This is a genomic window from Proteiniclasticum aestuarii (assembly GCF_017368455.1).
Lineage (GTDB): Bacteria > Bacillota > Clostridia > Clostridiales > Clostridiaceae > Proteiniclasticum > Proteiniclasticum aestuarii.
This window is the reverse complement of the sequence record NZ_JAFNJU010000001.1, coordinates 434,748-454,947: the sequence shown is the minus strand read 5'-3', so window position 1 is coordinate 454,947 and position 20,200 is coordinate 434,748. Positions and strand designations below refer to the sequence as shown.

The window sequence follows — 20,200 nt, the reverse complement described above, 5'->3', positions numbered from 1 at the left end:
AAAAATGAGGGTTAAAAATGTATAAAGAATTAATTGAATCTGCTCTTGAAGCCAGAGAAAATGCATATGTACCATATTCGAATTTCAAAGTCGGTTCCGCGGTGCTCATGGAAGATGGATCCATATTCAGTGGATGCAACATCGAGAATGCTTCCTATGGAGCCACAAACTGTGCGGAAAGAACTGCGATCTTCAATGCGGTATCTCACGGTCATACAAAAATTAAAGCGCTTGCTGTTGTGGGAGATCCACATAACTTCACCTTTCCCTGCGGAATATGCCGACAGGTCATGGTGGAATTTGCAGAGAATAAAAATATTCCGATCATCATTATAAAGAACAAGGATGAATATGTGGTGGAAACCATGGAAGATATTCTGCCTGGTGCTTTCACTAAGATTGATCTGGATGCAGTAAAGGATGTTAAAAATGTTTAAATCAGGATTCATCACCGTGGTCGGAAGACCGAATGTAGGAAAGTCTACACTAATCAACCATCTTATGGGTGCAAAGCTTTCCATTGTATCCAATAAACCTCAGACGACAAGAAAGAATCTGAATGCCATCTATACGGATGAGGATGCTCAGATCATATTCGTGGATACACCGGGCATTCATAAAGCTCAGAACAAGCTGGGCGAGTATATGGTTCATGTGGCGAGAGAAAGCCTGAATCAGGTGGATCTGGTGATTTTCATCACCACAGCAACAGCTGGCGGGATTCACCCAGGGGATGCCAAAATCATGGAAGAACTGAAGGGCCTCAAGACGCCGGTGTTTCTACTGGTGAATAAGATCGATGAATTCGATCAGGATAAAGTGGCGAAAACTCTTGAAGCGTATGCGAAAGAAGTGGATTTCAAGGAGATCATTCCGATTTCCGCACTGAAGGGAAAGAATACGGAAAATATTCTGGATCTTGTGAAAGAACATCTTCCTGAGGGACCCATGTACTATCCGGAAGATATGGTAGCCGATGTCCATCTGAGATTCATGGCAGCTGAGACCATTCGAGAAAAAGCGCTGAAACTCCTCCAGCAGGAGATTCCGCACGGAATTGCTGTGGAGATTGTTTCCATGAAAGAAAAAGAGAACGGAAACTGGGATATTGAAGCAGATATCATATGCGAGAAGGATTCCCATAAAGGGATCATCATCGGCAAGGGTGGTCAGACCCTGAAAAGAATAGGCACCTGGGCCAGAGAAGATATGGAAGTCTATCTGGAAGGAAAAGTGAACCTCAAGACATTCGTCAAGGTCAGAAAAGAATGGAGAGACAATGACACACTCCTGAAGGAACTAGGTTATAAGGAATAATGCAGGTCAAAGTGAAAGGTGTTATTCTGAAGACCATGGACTATAAGGAAAAAGACAAGCTGATGTGGGTGTATACAGAAGAATTCGGGAAAATCTCTGTACTCTGCAAAGGGGTAAGGTCACAGAAAAGCAAGTTCCAGTCTCTGGTCCGACCGCTTCTATTTGGGGACTTTCTGGTCTACAAAGGGAAGTCGCTCTATAGCCTGAATGAAGGGAACATCATCAATTCCTTTTCGAAACTCTCCACCACACTGGAGCTTCTTACCTATGGGTCCTATTATGTGGAACTCGTAGACATTGTAAGCATAGATGGCGAGCCGCAAGCGACTCTATACAGAAATCTTGTAACAGCACTCTACCTTCTTGAGACCGATGCGCTGGATATGGAAGTGCTCACACTGGCCTATGAGATCAAACTCATAGGGCTTACAGGGTTTAGTGTGGGAAAAGAAATGGTTCCTTTTGAAATAAGTCAGGGGGCTGTAAAGACTGCAGAATTTCTGCAGAAGAGTGACTTTGCAAAAATTCATGTTCTCAAAGTGGATGAACGAATCAAGAAAGAGCTGCAGTCCGTGACTTCCTATATCATAAAAGAAAGCTATCAGAGGCGACCCAAGAGCTTGGATATGTTAAAATATATGTAATGAGCATTGCAATTATGAACAAGGAGGAATAACCCATGGAATCAAATCATGATTTACTCGCAAAAGTAGATGAAGTCAGAACACGGAAAAAGGTATCTTACGAAGAGGCGAAGAAAGCGCTGGAAGCTGCAAATTATGATACGCTGGATGCTGTGATCTATCTTGAAAACATGAAAGGTGAGAAGTACGAGGATCTGAAAGAATATAAAGACAAGACTTTCGACAGTATCAAGAGAACGAGCTCAGAGACCGTGGAGTTCTCGTATCAGGATAAGAAGTTCGATGCTCCACTACCGGTTGCGGTCATCGGAACGCTGCTTCTGGCAAGAAAGCCAAAATTACTTGCAGCGGCGGCGGCGGGAGTCCTCGCTTTTGGCGTGGATATCACGGTGAAGAAGGGAGAGAAGGAAACCAATCTGACGAAGCCTGTGAGAGAAAAAGTGAAGCATACGGCCAATGCCTTCGGACTTGAGAAAACGAAGATTTCAAGAAAAATTGAAGACCTTACGGAAAAGATTCATTTTAAAAAGGATCTGGAAGAGGAAGACGACTTAAAAGGATATTTTTCTCCTGATATCTACTAAGTTTTCATATTATTAATATTCCTATAAGACTTCTCTGTTATGATAGAGAAGTCTTATATTTTGTATTTTCTCATATTGAAGAAAACAGGTGTAATCGTATTCAATATTTGTACTAGGAATAATTAGTTAACAAACTAAAAACCATGTAGAAAGATTGTACAATTACATTAGTTCCTGTGATATAATATATGAGGATTTTGAATAGAATGATCTATTTTATCATGTGAACTCCCGGTTTTACCGGATTCAAAATATATGTGTCTAAGCATGAATTATTGAAAGTGAGGGAAATCTATGTCAAAGAAGTATGTATACCTTTTTAGCGAAGGTGACGCTACAATGAAAAACCTCCTCGGAGGAAAAGGTGCCAATCTGGCAGAAATGACAAACATCGGAATTCCAATACCAGCGGGATTCGTTGTTACAACTGAGGCTTGTAATAAATATTACGATGACAACAAGGTGATTACACAGGAAGTCATCGATGAAATCCATGCCACGATGGACAAGCTTGAAGAAATCACAGGCAAGTCTTTCGGTGGAAATGAAAACCCACTGCTTGTATCTGTGCGTTCAGGAGCGAGAGCCTCCATGCCTGGAATGATGGATACTGTTCTGAATCTGGGACTTACAGATAAAACTGTTGAAGTTCTGGCTAAAGAGACAGGAAATGAAAGATTCGCATACGATTCTTACAGAAGATTCATCATGATGTTTGCGGACGTGGTTATCGAAATTCCAAAGCATGAGTTTGAAGAAGTTCTTCATGCGATGAAGGAAGAAAAGGGTGTTGAACTTGATACTCAGCTTACTGCTGAAGATCTGAAGGAACTTGTTTTGAAATTCAAGGAACTTTACAAGAGCAAGCACGGTGAAGATTTCCCACAGGATGCAAGAGAACAGCTGATTGAAGCTGTAACTGCTGTATTCAGAAGCTGGGATAACCCAAGAGCCAATGTTTACAGAAGAATGAACGATATCCCTTCAAGATGGGGAACTGCAGTTAACGTTCAGGAAATGGTATTTGGTAACAAGGGTGAAACATCAGGGTCTGGTGTTGCGTTCTCAAGAAACCCTGCTACAGGAGAAAAGAAGATTTTTGCTGAGTATCTGATGAATGCACAGGGTGAAGACGTTGTTGCCGGTATCAGAACACCACAGCCAATTGAAGAACTTGATAAGCAGATGCCAGAAACTTACAAAGAGTTTGTTGACATTGTAAATAAACTAGAGAATCATTATCATGATATGCAGGATATGGAGTTCACCATCGAAGAAGGTAAGCTTTATTTCCTACAGACAAGAAATGGTAAGAGAACAGCCCAGGCTGCTCTTAGAATCGCTGTAGAAATGGAACAGGAAGGTCTTGTTTCAAAAGAACAGGCTATCCTTATGATGGATCCAAAGCAGCTTGACACACTTCTTCACCCTGCATTCGATGCGGAAGAAATGAAGAAGCATGAAGTGGTTGCAACGGGTCTTCCAGCTTCACCAGGAGCTGCTACAGGTAAGATCGCTTTCTCTGCCCTGGAAGCAAAGGAAAGAAACGAAGCTGGTGAGAAGGTAATTCTTGTAAGACAGGAAACTTCACCAGAAGATATCGAAGGTATGATCGCGGCAGAAGGTATCCTTACTGTTAGAGGTGGTATGACTTCCCATGCAGCTGTTGTTGCTAGAGGTATGGGTGCTTGCTGTGTAGCGGGTGCTGGTTCAATCAAGGTTGACGAAAAGAAGAAGACCATGACTGTCAATGGAAAAGTATATTCATCAGATGACTATATTTCTCTTGATGGTTCAACCGGTAATGTATATGAAGGCAAGATTGAAACTGTAGAACCAGAAATTTCCGGTCACTTCGGTACATTCATGTCCTGGGCTGATGAAATCAGATCCCTTAAGGTCAGAACCAATGCAGATACACCTCATGATGCGGCTCAGGCGGTTAAGTTTGGTGCTGAAGGTATCGGTCTGACAAGAACAGAGCATATGTTCTTTGCTGAAGATAGAATCTTCCCAATGAGACAGATGATCGTAGCCAGAACTGAAGAAGCCAGAAGAACAGCACTGGAGAAACTTCTTCCAATGCAGAAGAGTGACTTCAAGGGCATCTACAAGGCTATGGAAGGACATCCCGTAACCATCAGATTCCTGGATCCACCACTGCATGAATTCCTTCCAACTCAGGCAAAAGAAATCGAAGAACTGGCAGCAGAACTTAAGATTTCCGTAGATGAGTTAAATGGAGTAATCACAGATCTTCATGAATTCAACCCAATGATGGGACATAGAGGTTGCAGACTTGCGGTTTCTTACCCGGAAATTGCAGAAATGCAGACAAGAGCAGTAATTGAAGCTGCCATCGAAGTCAATGAAGAAATGGGCTGGAATATTGTTCCAGAAATCATGATTCCACTTGTTGGAGAAGTAAACGAGCTTAAGTTTGTCAAGAGCATCGTGAAAAAGACAGCGGATGCAATAATCGCTGAAAGAGGATCAGACCTTACTTACTTAGTCGGAACAATGATCGAAATTCCAAGAGCATGTGTAACAGCAGACGAAATTGCCAAGGAAGCAGATTTCTTCTCATTCGGAACAAACGACCTTACACAGATGTCCTTCGGATTCTCCAGAGATGATGCAGGAACATTCCTGAAGCATTATTACGAGAAGAAGATCTATGACTTTGATCCATTTGCAAAGCTTGACCAGACTGGTGTAGGTGAATTTGTGAAGATCGCAGTAGAAAAGGGCAGAGGCGTGAAGAACGCACTTAAGCTTGGTGTCTGTGGAGAACATGGTGGAGACCCATCATCCGTAAACTTCTTCCATGACAACGGTCTTGATTATGTTTCCTGCTCACCATTCAGAGTACCAGTTGCTAGATTAGCGGCTGCTCAGGCTGAAGTAAGAAACCCAAGAAAGAAATAGTATACCAATTATCGGTTAGCATAGGACGCTATGTGTAACAGATGAAAAGAATGAGGGCATCATCTTTATGATAAAGATGATGCCCTTATGTTTGTTGTAGATAGTTTCCAGAGTTCTCTTCCGAGTCTGAGTCGTTAAGTGGTTTGAAAGACAAATGAATCTATACTGTTTGATTCTCTGCATAGATCCGGCATAAGTAAACATTTACATTAACCGTTTTTATTTTGAAGATGTAACGGTTGCATACTTTTAGCCAGATCTGATCTTGTTTTTTCCTTAACAGGAGTCTTCTGACAGAATTTATTTCCTTATTATTATATGTCATTAAACAGTACATAGATAAGGAGGTTGAGAAGAAGGAGCATTGGAACGCCCAGGGTAAATTTAACATGCTTCGTCTTATGCCTCAATGCATACATTCCAACTAGTAAACCAATTGAGCCACCTAGAAAACCTAGAATCATTAAAGAGGACTCGGATACTCTCCATCTGTGCTTTCTTGCTTTGTTTTTATCAATATGCATAATGATAAGAGAAAATATATTGATGAACAGTATATATCCAAACAAGTAATTCATTATTATCAGCCTCCTGAAAACATTTGAGAGAATATGTATGTGCATATTTATATCAGTTTAATGAATAATAGTAGGTTTTTCAAGAATAAGCACCGATATTTGGTAAAGATCTTCATTTAAAAAAAGTATTTTATTGAAATCATCAGAAAAATATACTGTTATTTATCAATTAATACTGTATTGGTTCTGAATAATCGATAGAATTGTAATTAAGCACGGGTGGAATAAAGTTAATAATACCACATTTGTGAATATAGTATAAACAAAAAGTTTCTGTTTTTCATATGTTGTGGTAAAATAAGTGTAACCTTAATTGTTTAATTAAATTGAGCCTGATATATTACATTATTGAAAATGACAACTTTCGATAAGAGTGGTGGTAGGGGCTGATCGTTATTTGAAAAGTTAATATTTATGCCTGCAGAATCGAATTCGAATTTGCTAAAATTGTGCACAAGATATTTCCTCATCTTTATCTGATTGAGTGAAATGGGTGTACTGATTATGAAATCAATGATGAAAACGATATTATTTTAGTGCAAAATAAGGACATTATGAACTAAATTTAAAAATTAGTTGATAAATATGTCAATTTATAATAAAATGAATAATATCTTCAACAACTATTAACAAATCACAACATTCGGTTTTCAGTCGTTGGCAACAACGACTTAAAATAAAAGATTATTCAAGGAGGAAGAAAGAATGACAAAAAAGAGAATAGGCTTAATGCTTGCACTTACACTGGCAATGTCCGTTGTATTTACAGCATGTAGTCCTAAAGCAGAGGATCCTGCAGAGACACCTGCAGAAACTCCTGGACAAGAAGAACCTGCTGAAGGCGAAGAACCAACCGAAGAACCTGCTGCTGAACCATCAGGTACATTAAAAGTTGGTATCACTGAAGCGTCAGGTAACTTCAACCCACTTTATTATTCATCATCCTATGATGGATACGTAGTTGACCTGGTTTTCCAGGGATTATCTACACTGAACTTCGAAGGTGATGAATACGAGCCAGTAGTGGCTAAGGATTGGACTATCTCCGAAGATGGTAAGACAATCACATTCAACCTTAGAGAAGACGTAGTATTCTCAGACGGTACACCACTTACTGCTAACGACGTAGTATTCACATATAAGGTTCTAGCTGACCCATCCTACTCAGGTAGATACGGTTCAGTAGTAAAAGACCTTGAAGGTTACGAAGCATATTCAGCTGGTGAAACAGAAGAATTTGTTGGTGTTGTAGCTGAAGATGACTACACAGTAACATTCAATTTTGCTGATGGTAAGAGAACAAACTTTGCAAACACAACCATGTCCATCATGCCTGAAGCATATTATGGAGCTAACTTCACAGTTGGTGACACATCATCTATCGAAGCTTTATCAGCAGAACCTGTTGGATCAGGTCCTTACAAGCTTGATACCTATTCAGAAGCACAGTTCATTTTCTTAACAAGAAACGATAACTACAATGGCGAAGGCTACATGATCAAGGAAATCCTTCTTCAGTTCGTAGACCAGTCAACAGATATCGTTCAGCTTATGAACGGTGAAGTAGATTTACTTGCCGGTGTTATCGAACCTGCTAAGATCAAGGAAGCTAGAGACGGTGGATACTCCATCAACGAATATCCAAGATCAGGTTATGGATACATCAACTTTAATACAGAAGCAGGACCTACTGCTGAAGTTCCAGTTAGACAGGCTCTTACATATGCATTCGACACAGAAGCGTTTGTAAACAGCTACTACAAAGATCCTGATACAGGAATGGTTCTTGCAACTACACAGAACCACCCATTCTCACAGGTTTCATGGGTAATGAGTGATGAGCTGGTTGACTCACTGATCGACTACTCCTATGACATCGAAAAGGCTAAGTCAATTCTTGATGAAGCTGGCTGGGTAGTAAATGGCGATTTCAGAGAGAAAGATGGACAGGTTCTTGAACTTAACATCGCTGCAATGCCAGAACATGACATACTTGCTACTCTTATCCCAATGTGGGAAAAATCATGGGGCGAAGAACTTAACATTAAGCTTAACGTTTCATACCTAGAGTTCAACACAATTCTTGATTATGTAATCTACGATTCAGATGCTAATGTTGACAAGTGGAGCGTGTTCTTCCTGGCAACATCCATCACATCTGCTGACCCAGACTCCATCTATACTGAGTTCCACTCAAATGATGTAGGTACTGGTAAGGACAACACATCAAGATACAGCAATCCTGAAGTTGACAGACTTCTTGATGAAGCTAGAGCTATAATGGATCCAGAAGAAGCTAAGCCACTATACGCTGAAGTTGTTAAGATCCTGAACGAAGAAATGCCTAAGGTTGTTGTTTATGCTAACACATACTTCGATCTTTACAATCCAAAACTAAAGGATTTCAAAACAAGCTCACTATATGGTTGGGTAAAAGCTGTTAAGGATGCTTATATCGAAGAATAACAAGTGAATTCAATTTCATAAAAATTAAGGCAGTCTGATAAGGACTGCCTTTCTACTACTAAATATATAGGAGCTATGGGGAGTGAAATAATGTTAAAATATATAGCAAGGAGACTGCTGCATTTGATTCCTGTAATGATCGTTATATCCATAGCGATATACGGTATTATGGAACTCATGCCAGGGGACGCAGTTCAGGCCTATTTAGGTGTTGGATCTGGAGTTTCCGTTGAGCAGCAACAACAGATAAAAGAACAGCTTGGATTAGATGGTAATATTGTTGAAAGATATTTCAATTGGTTAGGTAGAACACTACAGGGAGACTTTGGTAGATCCATACTGAAGAGAGCACCAGTATCAGAAATCATTGGTGAGAGTGTCTGGAATACGTTCCTGATCAATTTCTTCGGAATGATCTTCGGATTTGGAATCTCTATACCGGTTGGTATTAAGTCAGCAGTAAATAAATACAGCAAATTCGATAACTTCTGGACGGTATTTTCACTACTTGGTGTTTCCATGCCATCCTTCTTCTTTGCGATGATTCTTATATTCTTTGTAGGTATACCTCTAGGACTGCCTCTGACGCTGATGCGTGATCCAATGAGTGTGGTAAGAGGATATCCAAGCCTGTGGGCTGAAATTGTAGATGTCGGCAGACATATGATCATGCCGCTCATCGTTCTTACAATCTCATCTCTTGCAAGTTTAACAAGATATGTAAGAAATGCAACACTAGAAGTAATCAATCAGGATTATATCCGTACTGCAAGATCAAAAGGTCTTTCAGAGAAGGTTGTAATTTACAAGCATGCATTCAGAAATGCTCTTTTACCTATTGTTACATTACTCGGCAGCTGGATTCCTTCATTATTCGGTGGTTCACTGATTCTCGAAACTATTTTCAAATGGCCAGGAATCGGGAATACACTCCATGAAGCTATTTTTAAGCAGGATACATCACTGGTAATGGCGATCAATATTTTCTACGCAATGCTTATGCTTGCTGGTAACTTACTGGCAGACATCAGTTACGCGCTTGTTGACCCTAGAGTCAAGGTTAGTTAGGAGGTTTTAATATGGAAGATAAGAAAAAGGCCTATGAAAAAACCCAAGCTACCAATATTGTAGGGCCATGGAGAATAGCTTGGGACCGATTCAGAAGAAATAAGACTGCCATGTTCGGTGGAATCTTATTCCTTATAATTGTACTGATGTGCATCTTTGTTCCGGTTTTTTCAAGATTCAGTATAAATGACTTTATCCTGGATCAGAAGAAACTCCCGCCTTCATCAGAATACTGGCTGGGAACAGATGAGCAGGGTAGAGATGTATTCCTGAGACTCTTCCTGGGTGGAAGAACATCACTCATGGTTGGAGCCATTGCTGCAGGATTTACTGTGGTTATAGGTGCTACCGTTGGTGGTATAGCTGGTTACTATGGTGGCTGGGTAGACAATCTGCTGATGAGATTCGCGGAAATCGTCTATTCCATTCCATTTACACCTACAGTTATTACAATTTCCGGTGCACTGATGTGGGTAGATTCAAAATACAAGATGTATCTTGTCATGTTCCTTATCGGTATTCTCAGCTGGCCAGGACTAGCTAGAATGGTCAGGGGACAGATCCTATCACTGAGAGAACAGGAATTCATGCAAGCTGCGGAGATTCTAGGTCTTTCTACCAGATCAAGAATCGCGAGACATCTCCTGCCAAACACATTTGCTTACATCATTGTAAGTGCAACACTGGGTATGGCTGGCGCTATTCTTACAGAAGCGAGCTTATCCTACCTGGGGCTTGGTGTAACACCACCAACACCTACTTGGGGTAACATGATTGAAAGAGCCAGAAATTCTGATGTATTCAGAAATATGCAGTGGCTCTGGGTACCACCCGGTATCATGATCATGCTGACAGTTTTAAGTATAAATCTGCTTGGAGAAGGGCTGAGAGATGCCGTTGATCCAAAGGAAATTAGGTAGGGTTGATTATGAAAAAAGTATTAGAAGTAAAGAACCTTAAAACACACTTCAACACAGATAAAGGTGTGGTTAAGGCTGTAGATGGTGTAACCTTCGACCTTACAGAAGGAAAGACACTTGGCGTAGTTGGTGAGTCAGGCTGTGGTAAGAGCATCACTGCGATGAGTGTAATGAGATTAATAGACAGAAACGGTAGTATTGTTGATGGTACCATCATGTATGATGGACGGGATCTGGCTAAGATAAAAATGGACGAGATGAGAAAAATCAGAGGAAATGACATATCCATCATTTTCCAGGAACCTATGACCTCATTGAACCCCGTATTCAGAATCGGCGATCAGATCGTAGAAGCCATTAAGCTTCACCAGGATTTATCAAAGGAAGAAGCCCATGACAAAGCTGTTAACATGCTGAAGCTCGTAGGAATTCCTCGTGCGGAGAGAGTGGTTTACGACTATCCTCATCAGCTATCCGGTGGTATGAGGCAGAGAGCCATGATTGCTATGGCCCTTGCCTGCGATCCTAAGATTCTGATTGCAGATGAACCAACAACTGCCCTGGATGTAACCATTCAGGCCCAGATTCTGGCACTGATGAACGACCTTAAGGAAAAGATGAATACAGCTATCATGCTGATCACTCATGATCTTGGTGTAGTTGCTCAGATGGCAGACGATGTCATCGTCATGTATTCTGGAAAAGTTGTGGAATCAGCTGAAGTCAAAGAACTGTATGCTAATCCTAAGCATCCGTACACACAGGGTCTTCTGGACTCCATTCCTGATGTCAAATCTGAGAAGAAGAGACTGAACAGTATTGAAGGTGTTGTACCTAATCCGATGGAACTTCCTAAGGGCTGCTATTTTGCACCAAGATGTAAGTTTGCCATGGACAAGTGCTGGGAACAGGAACCTGGTGTATATTTCATAGACAAAGAAAGAAATGGCGAGAACCATAAGGTGAAGTGTTTCTTGTATGAAGGAAATTAGGAGGGAAGTATGAACGAGAATAATAGAATTTTACTTGAAGTCAACGATGTAAAGAAATATTTCCCTGTTAAAGGTGGTCTCTTCACAAAGAAAACATATGTCAAAGCGGTTGATGGAGTCTCCTTTAAACTGAAAGAAGGGGAGACCATCGGGCTGGTTGGTGAATCAGGATGTGGTAAATCCACATTGGGAAGAACCATCGTGAGACTATATGAGCCAACAGCTGGAGATATCATATATCACGGCAAGGAGATCGATGGGGACATATCCACTTTAAAGGGGGATAAGCTGAAAGCGCTGAGACGCGAAATGCAGCTGATTTTTCAGGATCCATACAGCTCACTGAACCCAAGAATGAACGTAAGTAATATTGTTGGTGAGTCACTGCTTTCACATAATCTTGTGAAGCCAGGGGCAGAATACAAAGACAGAGTAATGGAAATCATAGAAATGTGTGGTCTTTCTCCATACCATATCTACAGATATCCACATCAGTTCTCTGGTGGACAGAGACAGAGAATCGGTATTGCTAGGGCACTTGCACTGAATCCTGATTTCGTTGTGGCTGATGAACCTGTATCCGCACTGGATGTATCCATTCAGTCACAGATTCTGAACCTCATGATGGATCTGCAGGAAAAGATGGGCTTATCCTATCTCTTCATTTCACATGACTTGAGTGTAGTTAAGCACATCAGTAATAGAATCGGTGTCATGTATCTTGGTTCACTGGTTGAACTGGCTGGTAAACATGAACTCTATGATACACCAGCTCACCCATATACAAGAGCCTTGCTGGCAGCTATACCAGTGCCAGATCCTACTCACTTAAGAAAAATGGAACCAATCATAGGAGAATTGCCAAGTAATATCAATACTCCACCAGGATGTAAGTTCCATACAAGATGTCCTTATGCTAAGGATATCTGTAAAGAGGAAATTCCTATACTTAGAGAGTATGATCCAGCAGGCCATCCAGAGCACTTTGTTGCATGTCATTTTGCTGGAGAAATATAACTAAAGTATTAACATGATCATATTCAAAGAAGGAGGGATAATAATGAATATTTTTGGAAACAAACATCGTTATGATGATGTAAAACCAGATATGGATGCTGATGTTGAACTGGAAAAGTTTGATGCCATGGCTCTTGCGATGGCAATGGCTTCCTATGTATTTCCAGTCATACTTGGAATCTTTGGATTCTTTGCCCTTCTGACCTGGATAGTATTCCGTTAATCACTGAGAAAGCACTTGTTGTAGCTTACTATGACAGGTGCTTTTTTTGTTGTAAATCATTCTGAAGAGAACTGGAATAATAAAGTATTTTGATAATATAATATAATTATGATATATAAAGAGAAACTGCAATTAAAGGGTTCGGGAAAGATTTGTAGAATAATATAAGTAGGAGGTGAAACCTTGACGATAAGAGAAAGAATTGAAAGAAATGAAGAACTCACCTTAATCAGGGAAGCGTGTTTTTCCAGAAATTCCAGGGGAAGAGAGCTATTTGAAGAACTGGATTCCTACAGAACATGTTTCATGCACGACCGCGATAGAATCATACATTCCAAATCATTCAGGAGACTGAAGCATAAAACTCAGGTTTATATCAAGACAACAGGAGACCATTATCGAACAAGGCTTACCCATACCCTGGAAGTTTCTCAGATTGCGCGAACCATAGCCAGAGGAATTGCTGTCAATGAAGATCTAGTGGAAGCAATCACCTTAGGACACGATATCGGTCATGTCGCATTTGCTCATAATGGGGAAGAAGTGCTGAATGAAAGATTGCCAGGTGGATTCAGGCATAATGAACAGTCTATACGCGTACTGAAAAAACTGGAGAAAGAAGGTAAGGGGCTAAATATAACTTATGAGGTACTAGATGGAATACTGCACCACAGTGGCCTAAAGAGTGGTGAGACTTCCAGCACACTGGAAGGACAGATAGCCCGATTCGCTGATAAAATTGCGTATGTGAATCATGATATTGATGATTCCATACGAGCTGGGCTGTTGAGGACAGAGGATCTGCCATCAGAATTTGTGGAAGTACTGGGAAAAACGCATAGCAGGAGAATTGATACATTGGTCAGGAATCTGGTGGATAAGACAAATGACAACATCCTTTCTGGACAACTGGTAGTTGCGCTACCGGATGATGTTTTTCAGGCACTCTATGGTCTAAGAGCATTTCTCTTCAAAAACATCTATAACGGAGAGCATCTCCGGGAAGAGAGAAATAAGGCGAAATTCGTTCTCGAAAAATTATTTGATTATTATATGGAACATGTTTCCGAAATGCCGGTTCTCTTCAAGAAAATTGCTTCTGAGGAGGGTACAGAGAGAGCGGTTGCTGATTACATCGCTGGGATGACTGATGATTATGCGATCATTCTATTCAATCAGATTTATGTACCAAAAATTGTTATCTACTGATCTTAATGGTATAATTAATGTTTGGACAATGGAAAAAAGGTGTGAAATAATTTGTATGTTGCAGAAGAGATAATTGAGAAAATCAAAGAAAGTAATGACATTGTTGATATTATCTCTGAGAGCGTTCCGCTGAAAAGAGTAGGACGGAATTATTGGGGACTGTGTCCATTCCATAATGAAAAAACACCCTCTTTCAGTGTAACCCGAGAGAAACAGCTCTTTAAATGTTTCGGTTGCGGAGAAGGTGGAAATGTCATTACGTTTGTGATGAAAAGCAAAAATCTCGAATTCAATGAGGCATTAAGGTTTTTAGCCGATCGAGCTAACATTACGCTTGAGGAAAGCGCAGAGAACAGGAAAAAGAATGAGAAGCTTGAAATGTATTTCAAGATGCATGTGGACGCTGCCAGATTTTTCTTCAGGAACCTTAAGGATTACAAGGAAATCAGAGATTACTTTTATAAAAGAGGCATTACGGATCAGACTATAAGATCATTCGGTCTTGGATTTGCGCTGAACTCATGGGATAGTCTGCTGAAATATCTCAAATCCATGAATTACAAGGAAGATGACATCGTAAGATGTGGCTTAGCCACAAAAAATGAGAAAGGAAAAGTGTATGACCGGTTTCGTAACAGGATCATTTTTCCAGTCTTTGATGTCAGAGGACGTGTTATTGCCTTTGGTGCTCGAGTCATGGATGACTCGAAGCCTAAATATCTTAACTCTCCAGAAACACCGATCTATAATAAGGGAACCCATCTTTATGGATTGAACTTTGCCAGAAAAAACAGCAAAGAAAAAAGCCTCATAATTGTAGAGGGATATATGGATTGTATCAGCTTGAATCAGGCTGGAGTGAAAAATGTGGTGGCGTCTTTGGGGACGGCATTAACGAAAATGCAGGCGCGACTGCTTAAAAGAAACTCAGAAGAAGTCTATATCTCATATGATGCAGATAATGCGGGTCAGGCGGCCACGGTCAGAGGATTGGATATTCTCAGTGCAGAGGGTATAGATGTGAAAGTCGTACAGATTCCGAAAGGAAAAGATCCGGATGATTACATACGTGCTGAAGGAGTGGAAAAGTTCCATGAACTGCTGAGTCATGCGCTGCCTTTAATTGATTATAAGATCCTGAAGGCCAAAGACGGACTGAACATAGGAGAAGATCAGGGTAGAATACATTATGCAAAACGGGTTGTATCAATTCTGAATAACCTGGATCCCATCGAGAAAGATGTGTATGTGCAGAAGGTAAGTGAAGACACCGGGATTTCAGAAAGTGCGCTGATGAGCCTTATGAAGGGTGATGAAGAAGCTGTTCGGATTATGGATACGTCTTCCATCGGGAAAGCTGTTCATATCGAATCTGCTCATGTAAAAGCGGAAAGAGCACTACTGAAGCTCCTGAGCGAGGGACCGTATCTGATTGAACGAATTCATCTTGATGATTTTGTTCTTCCAAGTCATAGAAAGATTTATGAAATCATCACAAAGTACGATGGACCGAAAGACAACATCAGATCTTTTGTGGAAAGTCACTGTAATGATATTGAAACCTCAAAAGAGTGGACAATCATCACGGAGCTTGTGGAGATACCAGATATTGATGTGGATATTCTGATTGATGATTTCATGAAGACAATCAAACATTATAAAGGGATATTAACGCAGAAGAAGCTTATGCTAGAAATCAGATCATTGGAAAAACAAGGGAGAACAGAAGAATCTCTTGAAATTGCGAAAAAACTGATTGAGCTTCAAAAGACTTTAGGGAGGTATTGAGATGGCAGCTAAAAAGAAAACAGCAAATGAAGATCTTACTGTAACAAAAGATATATTAGAAGAGGAGCATAAACCAGCAGTGAAAGAAAAAGAAGTCAAGACAACCAAAACAAGAAAGAAGCCGAAAGCGGACAAGGAAATCGTCGAAAGTGCTGAAGTGCTGGAAGAAACAGCAAAGGAAATCAAGGCACCGAAGACTAGAAAGAAGAAGAGTGTGGTTTCGAAGGAATCCATCAAAGACGAAGAAAATATGGACAATGAAGAAATTCTGGACGATGAGGATGGCGATATCAAAAAGGTTCATGACAAGGATTTCCAGATGTCAGTTGTCAGGAAATTAATCGAAAAGGGAAAGAAGACAGGTAGCATCGCTGAGAAAGAGATTCTAGATGAACTTCAGGAAATTGATCTTTCCCCAGAGCAGATCGATAAAATTTATGAGACCCTAGAAGCACTGAATATTGAAATCATCGGGGACGTTGAAGAAGAAGAGGAAGAAGAAGTGGATCTTTCTGTTCCAGAAGGGGTAGCCATTGACGATCCCGTTAGAATGTATTTAAAAGAAATCGGTAAAGTACCTCTGCTTACCTCAGAGCAGGAAGTAGCCCTTGCTAAGAGAATCGAAGCTGGTGATGAGCATGCAGCGAAAGAACTTGCAGAAGCGAATCTGAGACTGGTTGTATCGATCGCCAAGAGATATGTGGGTAGAGGGATGCTCTTCCTGGATCTGATTCAGGAAGGTAACCTGGGGCTGATCAAAGCGGTGGAAAAATTTGATTTCACCAAAGGGTTCAAGTTTTCAACTTATGCCACCTGGTGGATCAGGCAGGCGATTACAAGAGCCATAGCGGATCAGGCACGAACCATAAGAATTCCAGTGCATATGGTTGAGACCATCAACAAACTGATCAGAATCGAAAGACAGCTGCTTCAGGAACTGGGACGTGCACCTCAAGCTGAAGAAATTGCGGAAATCATGGAAATGCCACCTGAAAAGGTAAGAGAGATCATGAAGATTGCACAGGAACCTGTTTCCCTTGAAACACCGATCGGTGAGGAAGAGGACAGCCATCTTGGTGACTTCATACCAGATGATGATGCATTGGCACCGGCAGAAGCAGCAGCATTCACCATGCTGAAGGAGCAACTTATAAGTGTTCTGGATACGCTGACGCCAAGAGAAGAAAAAGTACTGAGGCTGAGATTCGGGTTAGATGACGGACGTTCCAGGACCCTTGAGGAAGTGGGAAAAGAGTTTAATGTGACCAGAGAGAGAATCAGACAGATTGAAGCAAAGGCATTAAGAAAACTGAGACATCCTTCAAGAAGCAAGAAGCTGAAAGATTATCTGGATTAAGATCGTATTCACACAATGAAGAAGGCGGAAGCACAAAAAAGTTGCATCTGCCTTCTTTTCGCAGTATAGAACAGGAGATTCAGAGAATGGATAAAGTTAATTTAAGATCTATGCATATTAGTATGATATAATTAGTTTGGGTGATGATCATGAAATTCAAACCAGAAAAAGCACAATTCATTAATAAGCTGAGTACCATAATGGTAGCGGTAATTATTGTCATGTCACTTATTCTGGGATTGAGTGAGAATATCCTGACGAAGAGTCTGATGATACTGCTTCTTATACTATTTCTGATTTACAGCACCTATTCACTGGTTTTTCTGAAAACCTTCTATTACAAAGTTGAAGACGGAATTCTTTCTATTGAGAGTCTGTTCAGATTCACCAATAAATATATCAGACTGCAGAATATCGAATTCTTCACGGAACGGATCACGCTGCTGAACCATAGTGGTATTGCAGGCATGCTGAGCAAGAGATTTTCCATCGGGAAAGGGTATATTAAAGGACTCGGAAAGGTGGATATGTACATCACCAGTTCAAAGAAAACAATATTCTTCGGCACAAAAACAGGAAACTATGCCATTTCTCCTGCCGATATGGCAGGGTTTTCAGCACTTCTGAAGAAAAACGGAATCAAAGAGGAATTTGTCATGCGAGATGTACTGGAAAAGGATCTTCAGGAAAGTGAGGACAGGCTGAAGCACTTTTTTCTGCTTAATGCTGTGATTGTGCTGATTCTCATCGAAGTACCTATTGCGCTTCTTTACCTGGGCCAGCTGCCTGAGTATGTGTCAATCAGTCAACTTGATACATCAATGCTCTCTTATGTTCCTGCGAACGTCTATGTGGATAGTACTATATCCTATGGTATCATGGCTTTCCTGCTCTCAGTTGTTGCATATATCCTATCCAGAGTATATTCGAAAATTGATAAGATTTATTACTATAGGGTCATGCTGATTCCACTGGTCATCACATTTCTCATGCTGTTGAATCTTGCAAATACCCTCATTCCAATTTTCCTGTAAATCAGTGTTATAATAAATGTGAGAGAAAGAAAAGGAGTTATCATGGATATCAGTTCAAGATTGATGAAGATCGTGGAAATGGTTCCAGTCAGCGACACAGTGGCAGACATTGGAACAGACCATGGATACGTGCTCATTGAGCTTCTAAAGCGAAAGAAGATAAGAAGGGGTATAGCATCGGATAATAAGGCAATGCCTCTGGAGAAGGCCAGGAGGAACGCTGCAGCAGAGAATGTTGCGCATCTCATGGATTTCCGATTAGGAAGCGGATTTGAGACGATGAAAAAAGGCGAAGCAAACGGAGCCGTTATTGCCGGTATGGGTGGAATCCTCATAAGTGAACTGCTGGAGAGTGCCGCCGAGGTTATAAGAGGGCTGGATTTTATTTTACTTCAGCCAGCACAGAACCCTGAAATACTCAGAAAATACCTCTATGAACATCACTATAAAGTCATTGAGGAGGAGCTGGTACGGGAAGATCGAAGGTATTATGAATATCTGATGGTGAAATATGATCCAACCCAATCACTTCGTCTGGGGAATCATCTGGATTATGTGGTAGGTGATCTGCTTCTCAGGAAGAAGCATCCAATACTGAAAGAATATCTTACCAGTAAGATCACCGAACTGGAAGAGATAAAAGATAAGATTCAGCTGACTTCGGAAAATGCTAAACGCAAGAGTCAAGAGATTGATCAAAAAATCAATGAGTTAAGGGGTGTACGAGATGGCAGTACTGGTTAAAGATTTTATGAAGCTGATTGAGTCCCATGCGCCGGTTTCCTATAAGGAAGAGTATGACAATGTTGGACTAATGGTTGGGGACAGCAGAGCAGAGATCAGAGGAATTCTTTTTTCAATGGATACAACGCTTGAAGTGATACAGGAAGCGAAGGAGAACGATGTGAACCTCATCGTATCCCATCATCCGTTGCTGTTCATGAAGCCTAAATCCATAACAACGAAGACCCTTCAGGGGAGAAAGATCATTGAACTTATAAAGAATGATATCAATGTCTATGCAGCTCATACAAATCTGGACTCGGTGAAGGATGGGATGAATGATACTATTGTGAGAATGTTTGACTATCTGGATTTCGATATCATCGAGCAGTGTCCTTTTGACTTCGATTCCGGCATAGGACGCATTGTCTATCTGAGAAGATCCGTCAAACTGTCGGATTTCATCAGTAAAACAAAGAGAGTGCTAGGTGTAGAAACCATACGTTATACAGGAAACCTTGATCAGCAGATCAGACGAGTGGCCATCATCAACGGAAGTGGTCAAAGCTATTTCAAAAAGGCCATTGCAGAGGGGGCTGATTGCATCCTGACAGGAGATACCACTTACCACAATGTTCAGGAACTGGAAGAAATGGGGATTGCAGTTGTGGACCCGGGACACTACCATTCTGAGAAACTGGTCTATTATACAATCATGGAACGCATGGCCAAGGAGTTCAAAGCTCATTGTGATGTTCCAGTATATTTCAGCAAGAAAGAAAAGGATCCCTATAATTTCATCTGATATACCTGAAAGAAGAAGAAGGGGAAGTCAGCCTCTTCTGCTTCGGTTTACAAAAAACATTTATTCTGCTATTATAAGTAAGCAAGTAAGTCAGATAATCGCTGCTGACAATTGTCAGGAGAGGAAAGTCCGAGCTTCGCAGAGCAGGGTGCTGGGTAACTCCCAGTGAGGGTGACCTTAAGGAAAGTGCAACAGAGAGATACCGCCTCATTTATGAGGTAAGGGTGGAAAGGTGAGGTAAGAGCTCACCAGCGCATTGGTGACTTTGCGGCTATGTAAACCCCACTTGATGCAAGGCCGAATAGAGGGACATACAGGGGCTGCTCGTCCCGTCCCCGGGTGCGCCGCTTGAGCCATGTAGAAATACATGGCCTAGACAGATGATTATCTAATACAGAACTCGGCTTATAGATTTGCTTGCACCATTGAAAACAGCTCTTTAGGGGGCTTTTTCTTTTGCCCTGAAATGGTATTTCCATCTTCGGGAAGTGATTAAAATGATTCTTGTCTTGGTTTTAGTAATTACTTTGTCATTCACGAATCTGAC

Annotated in this window: 18 protein-coding genes and 1 other RNA gene; 18 read left to right on the top strand and 1 reads right to left on the bottom strand. The window is 40.9% G+C overall.

The genetic code is table 11. The features are described from left to right. Window positions 1-17 precede the first annotated feature (17 nt). The 5 genes from J3A84_RS02230 (at window position 18) to ppdK (ending at window position 5,473) form a co-directional block, all read left to right on the top strand. Window positions 18-437, top strand: coding sequence for a cytidine deaminase (locus J3A84_RS02230; protein WP_207598364.1), 420 nt, complete (start codon window positions 18-20; stop codon window positions 435-437). Further along, a complete protein-coding gene (gene era, locus J3A84_RS02225) occupies window positions 430-1,317 on the top strand; it encodes a GTPase Era (RefSeq protein ID WP_207598363.1) in 888 nt (295 codons plus the stop codon). The genes J3A84_RS02230 and era overlap by 8 nt, the downstream gene beginning before the upstream one ends. An 11-nt stretch (window positions 1,318-1,328) precedes the next feature. Next, window positions 1,329-1,961 carry a DNA repair protein RecO gene (recO, locus tag J3A84_RS02220; RefSeq protein ID WP_207598362.1) on the top strand — a complete coding sequence of 211 codons (633 nt, stop codon included), beginning with the start codon at window positions 1,329-1,331 and terminating at the stop codon, window positions 1,959-1,961. 35 nt (window positions 1,962-1,996) lie between these two features. After that, on the top strand, window positions 1,997-2,545 hold the full coding sequence (locus J3A84_RS02215) for a UBA domain-containing protein (protein WP_207598361.1): 549 nt from the start codon (window positions 1,997-1,999) through the stop codon (window positions 2,543-2,545). Window positions 2,546-2,839: 294 nt separating this feature from the next. Beyond that, window positions 2,840-5,473 carry a pyruvate, phosphate dikinase gene (gene ppdK / locus J3A84_RS02210; protein WP_207598360.1) on the top strand — a complete coding sequence of 878 codons (2,634 nt, stop codon included), beginning with the start codon at window positions 2,840-2,842 and terminating at the stop codon, window positions 5,471-5,473. A 314-nt stretch (window positions 5,474-5,787) separates the two neighbouring features. Here ppdK and J3A84_RS02205 read toward each other — a convergent pair whose 3' ends face one another. Further along, a complete protein-coding gene (locus J3A84_RS02205) occupies window positions 5,788-6,051 on the bottom strand; it encodes a DUF1294 domain-containing protein (protein ID WP_207598359.1) in 264 nt (87 codons plus the stop codon). Window positions 6,052-6,756: 705 nt separating this feature from the next. Between J3A84_RS02205 and J3A84_RS02200 the strand changes: the two genes are divergently transcribed. The 13 genes from J3A84_RS02200 (at window position 6,757) to rnpB (ending at window position 20,077) form a co-directional block, all read left to right on the top strand. Then, window positions 6,757-8,517, top strand: a complete 1,761-nt coding sequence (locus tag J3A84_RS02200; protein ID WP_207598358.1) for an ABC transporter substrate-binding protein — start codon at window positions 6,757-6,759, stop codon at window positions 8,515-8,517. A gap of 90 nt (window positions 8,518-8,607) precedes the next feature. Next, complete coding sequence (locus J3A84_RS02195; RefSeq protein ID WP_207598357.1) at window positions 8,608-9,585, top strand: ABC transporter permease; 978 nt, start codon at window positions 8,608-8,610, stop codon at window positions 9,583-9,585. An 11-nt stretch (window positions 9,586-9,596) separates the two neighbouring features. Next, on the top strand, window positions 9,597-10,505 hold the full coding sequence (opp4C, locus tag J3A84_RS02190; RefSeq protein WP_207598356.1) for an oligopeptide ABC transporter permease: 909 nt from the start codon (window positions 9,597-9,599) through the stop codon (window positions 10,503-10,505). 8 nt (window positions 10,506-10,513) lie between these two features. Continuing rightward, window positions 10,514-11,497, top strand: coding sequence for an ABC transporter ATP-binding protein (locus tag J3A84_RS02185; protein ID WP_207598355.1), 984 nt, complete (start codon window positions 10,514-10,516; stop codon window positions 11,495-11,497). Between the two features lie 9 nt (window positions 11,498-11,506). Continuing rightward, window positions 11,507-12,514 (top strand): ABC transporter ATP-binding protein, encoded by a 1,008-nt coding sequence (locus J3A84_RS02180; protein WP_207598354.1) that lies wholly within the window; start codon window positions 11,507-11,509, stop codon window positions 12,512-12,514. 43 nt (window positions 12,515-12,557) lie between these two features. Continuing rightward, complete coding sequence (locus J3A84_RS02175) at window positions 12,558-12,737, top strand: hypothetical protein (protein WP_207598353.1); 180 nt, start codon at window positions 12,558-12,560, stop codon at window positions 12,735-12,737. 183 nt (window positions 12,738-12,920) lie between these two features. Then, on the top strand, window positions 12,921-13,946 hold the full coding sequence (locus tag J3A84_RS02170) for a deoxyguanosinetriphosphate triphosphohydrolase (protein WP_207598352.1): 1,026 nt from the start codon (window positions 12,921-12,923) through the stop codon (window positions 13,944-13,946). 51 nt (window positions 13,947-13,997) lie between these two features. Next, window positions 13,998-15,734, top strand: coding sequence for a DNA primase (gene dnaG / locus J3A84_RS02165; protein WP_207598351.1), 1,737 nt, complete (start codon window positions 13,998-14,000; stop codon window positions 15,732-15,734). Between the two features lies 1 nt (window position 15,735). After that, a complete protein-coding gene (rpoD, locus tag J3A84_RS02160; RefSeq protein WP_425350709.1) occupies window positions 15,736-17,091 on the top strand; it encodes an RNA polymerase sigma factor RpoD in 1,356 nt (451 codons plus the stop codon). Between the two features lie 200 nt (window positions 17,092-17,291). Further along, a complete protein-coding gene (locus tag J3A84_RS02155; protein ID WP_207598350.1) occupies window positions 17,292-18,125 on the top strand; it encodes a PH domain-containing protein in 834 nt (277 codons plus the stop codon). A gap of 42 nt (window positions 18,126-18,167) precedes the next feature. Continuing rightward, window positions 18,168-18,869, top strand: coding sequence for a tRNA (adenine(22)-N(1))-methyltransferase (locus J3A84_RS02150; protein WP_207598349.1), 702 nt, complete (start codon window positions 18,168-18,170; stop codon window positions 18,867-18,869). After that, window positions 18,853-19,653, top strand: a complete 801-nt coding sequence (locus J3A84_RS02145) for a Nif3-like dinuclear metal center hexameric protein (RefSeq protein ID WP_207598348.1) — start codon at window positions 18,853-18,855, stop codon at window positions 19,651-19,653. Before J3A84_RS02150 ends, J3A84_RS02145 begins: the two co-directional genes overlap by 17 nt. A gap of 82 nt (window positions 19,654-19,735) precedes the next feature. After that, an RNA gene (gene rnpB / locus J3A84_RS02140) (RNase P RNA component class A) lies at window positions 19,736-20,077 on the top strand. The last annotated feature ends 123 nt before the right edge of the window (window positions 20,078-20,200 follow it).